General features: G+C 67.8%; 8 protein-coding genes. 5 read left to right on the forward strand and 3 right to left on the reverse strand.

The window, feature by feature from the left end; all coding sequences use genetic code 11:
* On the reverse strand, nucleotides 1-492 hold a 492-nt coding region (locus tag DY926_RS12405), incomplete at its 3' end, for a primosomal protein N' family DNA-binding protein (RefSeq protein WP_456305932.1).
* A gap of 73 nt (nucleotides 493-565) precedes the next feature.
* Between DY926_RS12405 and DY926_RS12410 the strand changes: the two genes are divergently transcribed.
* The 3 genes from DY926_RS12410 to DY926_RS12420 are packed head-to-tail and all read left to right on the forward strand — an operon-like array spanning nucleotide 566 to nucleotide 3457.
* Entirely contained in the window at nucleotides 566-1543 is a 978-nt protein-coding gene (locus DY926_RS12410) for a tyrosine recombinase XerC (RefSeq protein WP_241503198.1), read from the forward strand.
* 13 nt (nucleotides 1544-1556) lie between these two features.
* A complete protein-coding gene (gene pip / locus DY926_RS12415) occupies nucleotides 1557-2513 on the forward strand; it encodes a prolyl aminopeptidase (RefSeq protein ID WP_116703657.1) in 957 nt (318 codons plus the stop codon).
* A gap of 41 nt (nucleotides 2514-2554) precedes the next feature.
* Nucleotides 2555-3457 carry a retroviral-like aspartic protease family protein gene (locus DY926_RS12420; RefSeq protein ID WP_241503199.1) on the forward strand — a complete coding sequence of 301 codons (903 nt, stop codon included), beginning with the start codon at nucleotides 2555-2557 and terminating at the stop codon, nucleotides 3455-3457.
* 79 nt (nucleotides 3458-3536) lie between these two features.
* On the opposite strand, the gene DY926_RS12425 is transcribed toward DY926_RS12420, so the two are convergent.
* Both DY926_RS12425 and DY926_RS12430 read right to left on the reverse strand, forming a co-directional pair.
* Entirely contained in the window at nucleotides 3537-4049 is a 513-nt protein-coding gene (locus DY926_RS12425) for a hypothetical protein (protein ID WP_116703654.1), read from the reverse strand.
* 41 nt (nucleotides 4050-4090) lie between these two features.
* A complete protein-coding gene (locus DY926_RS12430) occupies nucleotides 4091-4429 on the reverse strand; it encodes a P-II family nitrogen regulator (RefSeq protein WP_025814180.1) in 339 nt (112 codons plus the stop codon).
* A gap of 206 nt (nucleotides 4430-4635) precedes the next feature.
* On the opposite strand from DY926_RS12430, the gene DY926_RS12435 reads away from it, so the two are divergent.
* Nucleotides 4636-5868 (forward strand): UbiH/UbiF/VisC/COQ6 family ubiquinone biosynthesis hydroxylase, encoded by a 1233-nt coding sequence (locus DY926_RS12435; RefSeq protein ID WP_116703655.1) that lies wholly within the window; start codon nucleotides 4636-4638, stop codon nucleotides 5866-5868.
* A gap of 57 nt (nucleotides 5869-5925) precedes the next feature.
* On the forward strand, nucleotides 5926-6682 hold a 757-nt coding region (gene cysE / locus DY926_RS12440; RefSeq protein WP_116703656.1), incomplete at its 3' end, for a serine O-acetyltransferase.

Raw genomic sequence — 6682 nt, forward strand, 5'->3', positions numbered from 1 at the left:
GGCCGCGATGTCCAGCACCTTCTGGCGCGCGGGGGTAAGCCGCAGCCCGGCGGGTTGCGGGCTGGCCACGATCCACCCGCTGGCGGGGCGGGGCAGTGGGGCCAGCGCATTGGCGCGCAACGCCATGGCCAGCACCATGCCCGGTGGCGAGAGGGTATAGGCGGCCACCCAGTCCACGAACTGGCGTAGCTGCGCGGGCAGGGGCGGCAGGTCCGCGCGCGCGGTGACGGGCTTGAGGCGGCTGGCGGCGACCTCCTTTTGCGGTGGGGGCATGAATTCGGGCGGAAGATGGGGTTCATCATCCCATATCACGCCGGTTTCCGTGCGGCGGCCCAGCGGCACGGTTACGATATCGCCCGGCCCCGCACCGGCCAGCCGGGCGGGGAGCAGGTAGTCAAGCGGCCCGGCGAAGGGCAGTGTCAGCATGACCCGCACCCGCCGCCCGGTGGGGGTGGGTAGCAGCTCTGCCTGCGAAGGATTGCGATGCGGCATGGGTTTTTCTACCGTTATCCACCGCCCGTGTCTTGTCCATCGTCCGGGCGGGTAGAGCGAAAGGGCATGCGGCATGATGGCGGGCGCGGCAAGGGATGCGTTTTTGCAGTGGATGGAGACCGAACGCCGGGCCTCCCCCCTGACGGTTACGGCCTATCGTGGGGATCTCGAGCGTTTTCTGGTGTTCCTGACCGGCCATCTGGGGGCCGAGCCTGATCTTGCGGCGCTGGCTGGCCTGTCGCTGGCGGACCTGCGGGCATGGCTGGCGCATGAGCATGGCGTGGCCCTGAACGCGCGCCGCCCCACCACGCAGGACCGCGCGGCGCGCACGCGGGCGCGGCGGGTCTCGGCGCTGCGGTCGTTCTTCCGTTATCTGGCGCGCCACCATGGCGTGGACAACCCCGCCCCCGGCCTTCTGGCCACGCCGCGCACCCGCCGCCCGCTGCCCCGCCCGCTATCCGGCCCGCAGGCGCTCGAGGTGCCCGAAGGCGTGTCCGACCTTGCCCACACGTCCATGGCGCAGTCACGTGACGCGGCCCTGTTCATGCTGCTGTATGGCTGCGGGCTGCGTATTTCCGAGGCACTGGCGCTGGACGTGCGTGACCTTGAACAGGCGGCGGCCATGGGCAACCCCGTGGCGGGCGATGGCGTGCTGCGCATCCGCGGCAAGGGGGGCAAGGAGCGCATGGTGCCGGTCCTGCCGCAGGTGATGCAGGCCCTGCGGCGCTGGCGCCACGCCCACCCGCTGCCCCAGCCCGACGCCCCCCTGTTCGTGGGGGTGCGCGGGGGTCGCCTGCAGGCCGGGATCGCGCAGCGGGCCATGCGGACGTGGCGGCACATGGCGGGCCTGCCCGAGCATGCAACCCCGCACGCGCTGCGGCATTCATTCGCCACCCACCTGATGGAGGGCGGGGCCGACCTGCGCGTGATACAGGACCTGCTGGGCCATGCCAGCCTGTCCACCACGCAGCGCTATACCCTTGCGGATGAGGCCCGCCTCATGGATGTCTGGACACGTGCCCATCCCCATGCCACCGATACGGTCCCTTGAAACAGGAATGCCCATGCCAGAGCGGTTAGCCTATCCCCCCATTGACCCCTACGACCATGGCTGGCTCGATACGGGTGAGGGGCACCGGATATACTGGGAACTCTGTGGCAATCCCGCCGGGATTCCGGTGGTGTTCGTGCATGGCGGGCCCGGTGGGGGGTGTTCGCCCTACCAGCGGCGGATGTTCGATCCCGCGCGCTACCGTATCCTCCTGTTCGACCAGCGTGGCTGCGGGCGCTCCACGCCGCATGCATCGCTGGAAAACAACACCACATGGCACCTGGTGGCCGACATGGAGCGCCTGCGCGTCATGACGGGGGCCGAGACATGGATGGTGTTCGGCGGGTCATGGGGGTCGGCGCTGGCGCTGGCCTATGCGCAGGCGCACCCGCAGCGTGTCAGCGCGCTGGTCATGCGCGGCATCTTCACCCTGCGCCGGGCCGAACTGCTCTGGTATTATCAGGAGGGCGCATCATGGCTGTTCCCGGACCTGTGGGAACAGTTTTTGGCCCCCATTCCCCCCGCCGAGCGCACGGACATCATGGCCGCCTATCACCGGCGGCTGACCGGCCCGGACGAGACGGCGCGGATGCAGGCCGCCCTGGCATGGAGCGTGTGGGAGGGACGGACCATAACCCTGTGCCCCGCCCCGCAGACCGTGGCCCAGCATACGGACCCGCGCTACGCGCTGGCCTTCTCGCGCATAGAAAACCACTATTTCGTCCATGGCGGGTGGCTGGAAGAAGGCCAGTTGATCCGCAATGTGGGGCGCATCCGGCACATTCCCGCCGTGATCGTGCAGGGGCGCTACGACGTGGCCACCCCCATGCGCACGGCATGGGACCTGCACCGCGCATGGCCGGAGGCGGATTTCCGGGTCATTGACATCGCGGGCCATGCCATGACAGAGCCCGGCATCCAGACCGCCCTGCTTGATGCGACCGACGCCATGGCGGAGCGCCTGGCGTAGTGGCAGTAGCCCCCCGCCTCGCGGCCTGCCTGCTGGCTGCCATGGTGGCCTGCGGGCCGGGTGGCGCGCGGGCGCAGGAGGTCGCGCGCCTGTGCAACCATGAGCGCGTGGCCCAGGTGCCGCTGCGGGATGACGGGGGCTACCTGTCCATTGTGGTCAGCATTGCGGGGTATGAGCTGAGCGCGCTGGTTGATACCGGCTCCGACGGTGGGCTGCTGACCCCTGATATGGTGGGCTACCTGCGGCTGCGGCTGGACCCCGACCATGAAACCGTCGTCCATGGCACGGGCGGGGTGGCGCAGGCCACGCCCAACGCACTCATTCCGGACCTGCGGGTGGGCGGCGTGGATTTTGGCGCGCGGTCCGTGCCGGTGGGTGAACTGCCGGGCAAGCCGATGATCCGCCCGCCCGTGGCGGGGCTGCTGGGGGGGGATATCCTCTCGCGCTTCGATCTGGACATGGATGTGCCCGGCGGCACGCTGACGCTGTGGAACATCCGGCACGGGGCGCTGGCCTGCGCGCCCCCACCGGTATGGGACGGCCCGTACGAGACCCTGCCCCTGACCCGGCAGGACAACCGCTTCCTGCTGCAGGTCGCGCTGGATGGCAGGCCGGTCACGGCGCTGCTGGACAGCGGGGCGCGCTCACGCATCGTCTCGCCGGAGGTCGCCCGGCGCGCAGGTGTCAGCCAGTCCCGTCTGGAGCGTGATCCCGGTGGGGTGACGGCGGGCGTGGACGGGCATCAGGACATCTATCACTGGCACCGTTTCGACAGCCTTCAGGTCGGGCATGAACTTGAGCGCAATGTCACGCTGACCGTGGCCCCCCTGCGTGAACACCTGGAAATGCTGCTGGGGTCGGACTGGTTCGCCAGCCACCGCGTATGGATATCCTACGCCACCAATCAGGCCTTTGTCCGCCCCGCGCGGCGTCCGGGCGGATAGGCGTAAAAAAAGCAGGCCGTCCGGCTGGACTGGCCTGCTTTTTCAGGATCGGGTGCGGTAATGCGGCAACCCGCCGGGGTCAGCCTTTCAGCTTCGCGTTGCACTGGCTGTAATAGCCACCGCCATGCTGGATCCAGCGCAGGCCGCCATTGGCGTTGGTGGCCTTGTTGGCGTTGTACTGGTCGAGGCAGGTGTGCATGCGGGCCTTGCCCGCTGATTCCTGCGCGTATTTGGGGGAAATGGCGACAGGCATCACGGCGCTGGTGGACATGGCGGGCCGAGGCGTGGCTGCAGCCGGTGTGGCGGCAGCGGGCGCGGCCGCGACGGGTGCTGCCGCGGGTGCCGCAGGGCTGGTGGCGGCGGCATGTTCGCCCACGGGGGCCGTGGGCGCGGTGGTGGCCGTGGCCCCGGTATCGCACTGGCTGGCCTTGAACGCCTTGTAGGACTGGTCGTTCAGCGTACCGGCGGTGCGGGCGGCCGTGAATTTTTCATGGCAGGCCTTGGCGGTTTCGCGCGCATGGCCCGCGCTGGCGGAAAGTACAAGGGCCAGCATGCCCATGCCTGCGGTCTTGAGACGGAATGATGTCGCCATATGTCTGGTCTGTCCTGAAATGATGTGGGGAAACGCCATGCTCAGAGCGCGCTGTCACCTGTTTCGCGCGTGCGGATGCGGATGACGCCCTCAAGCGGGGAGATGAAAATCTTGCCATCCCCGATCTTGCCGGTATGCGCGGCCTCCAGGATCGTTTCCACCGCCTGATCGACCAGATCGTCGCTTACCGCGATCTCGATCTTGATCTTGGGCAGGAAGCTGACATGGTATTCCGCCCCGCGATAGATTTCGGTCTGGCCCTTCTGGCGGCCGAATCCCTTGACTTCCGATACCGTAAGCCCCTGAATCCCCAGTGGGGTCAGGGCCTCACGCACATCGTCGAGCTTGAAAGGCTTGATGATGGCTGTGACAAGCTTCATCTCACCATATCTCCATTTTTCTGTCCGGTCCGGGCTGACCGTGGGTGAAGGATAATATAACCGCTCCGTCTATACGCTGATTGGGTGATGCATGTCATCCGCCTTCGTATGCCGGGTATGGTAAGCGCGCTTGTGCGTTCCCCGCAGGGGGGAGTAAATCCGATGGGCTTGCCACCCCGCCCGCAGGGGCCAGAACAGGAAACGAAATGACCGCGAACACGACAGCCAGCACCGCGCCCGAGGCTCTTGAGGCAGATGTCTGCATTGTTGGGGCCGGGCCGGTCGGGGTGACGCTGGCCTGCCGTCTGGCCCAGCATGGCATGAAAATCGTCATTATCGATCGCGCGGACCTGCCGCCCATGGAAAACCCGGCCTTTGACGGCCGGGCCTACGCCATTAGTGCCGGTTCGCGCCACCTGCTGGAGGATGCGGGCATATGGGCGCGCCTGCCCATGCAGGCATGCGACATCCGCGAAATCCGCGTGACCGATGGCCGCCCCGGGCGACCGCCCTCGCGCCTGTTCCTTGAATTCGGGCCGGATGACGCCGACGAGCCTTTCGGCGCGATGATCGAGGCCCGCGCCCTGCGTGTCGCCCTGAATGCGGCGCTGTACGCCACCCCCGGCATAACGGTTTTCGCCCCCGATGAGGCCCGCGTGACCCGCAATGCCGATGGCGCGGTAATCCGCACCACCAGCGGGCGGGTGATCAATGCCCGCCTCGTCATCGCGGCGGAGGGGCGGCGCAGCCCGCTGCGTGAACAGGCGCGCATTCCCGTCACCCGCCTGCCGTACAACCAGTGCGGCATCATATGCGCCGTGGCCCATGAACGCCCGCATGAGGGGCGGGCGCTGGAACATTTTCTGCCCGCCGGTCCGTTCGCGCAGCTTCCCATGGCCCCCACGCCGGACTACCCCAACCTGTCCGCCGTGGTCTGGACCGAGAGTGAAAAGGTGGCCTACCGGCAGGCCGAACTGCCGCATGAAGCCTTTGCCCACGAGATCCGCCGCCGCATGGGTGATGACTGGCTGGGCGCGCTTACGCCGGTGGGGCGGCGGTGGGTCTATCCGCTTTCCGCCCAGTACGCGCAGCGTTATGTTGATACGCGCCTGGCGCTGGTGGGAGATTCGGCCCACGGGATGCACCCCATCGCGGGGCAGGGGCTGAACCTTGGCTTTCGTGATATCGTGGCCCTGGTGGATATCGTGACCGAGGCCCATGCCCGTGGCGGGGATGTGGGCGCGCCGGACGTGCTGCGGGCCTATCAGGCGCGCTGCCGCCCCGCCAACCTGCTGATGCTGGCGGCAACCGACATGCTCGAGCGCGTGTTCGGCAACGACAACCCCGTGCTGCGGGTGGCGCGGGATGTGGGGCTGGCGGCGATAAACCGCATCACGCCGCTGCGCCGTGGTTTTGCCCGGCAGGCCATGGGGCTGTAGCCTGCGCGCGCGGATATATATGTCAACACAGGGCCGCATGGCCGGAACGGAACCGTCATGTCCAACAAGCAGTCAGCCACAATTCCCGACAAGCGGCACGTAAAGCCCGCCAACCCGACCACGCTGGGGCCGGTTGACCCGGTCAGGCTGTGGGAAGAAATCGTGGACGGCGCATGCGGCTGCTGTGACCCGCTGGTCAAGGGGCTGCTGGCCACGGGCATCCGCAACCATTCATCCTTTCGCGGGGCGCTGGCCGCCCTGATCGGGCGCAAGCTGGGGGACCGTTCGGTGGCGGATGACGCGCTGGCCGAACTGGTGATGGAGGTGTTCGAGGCCGATCCCGACATCGTGCGCGCGGCGGCGGCGGATCTGGTCGCCATACGTGAGCGCGATCCCGCCACGGCGGATTACGTGACGCCTTTCCTGTTCTTCAAGGGCTACCACGCCGTTCAGGGCCACCGCGTGGCGCACTGGCTGTGGCATAACCGGCGCGGCTACCTTGCGCTGCACCTGCAGAGCCGGTGCTCCGAACTCTTTGCAGTGGACATCCACCCCGCTGCCCGGCTGGGGCGGCGCATCCTGCTCGACCATGGCACCGGCATCGTCATTGGCGAGACTTCGGTGCTGGAGGATGATGTCTCGCTCCTGCAGGGCGTGACCCTTGGGGGTACGGGCAAGAACATAGGGGACCGCCACCCCAAGGTGCGCCGTGGGGTGCTGATCGGGGCGGGGGCCAAGATACTGGGCAATATCGAGATCGGGGAGGGGGCGAAGGTTGGCGCGGGGTCCATTGTTCTGGAATCCGTCTCGCCCT

It is taken from the genome of Komagataeibacter melaceti (assembly GCF_003403295.1).
GTDB lineage: Bacteria > Pseudomonadota > Alphaproteobacteria > Acetobacterales > Acetobacteraceae > Komagataeibacter > Komagataeibacter melaceti.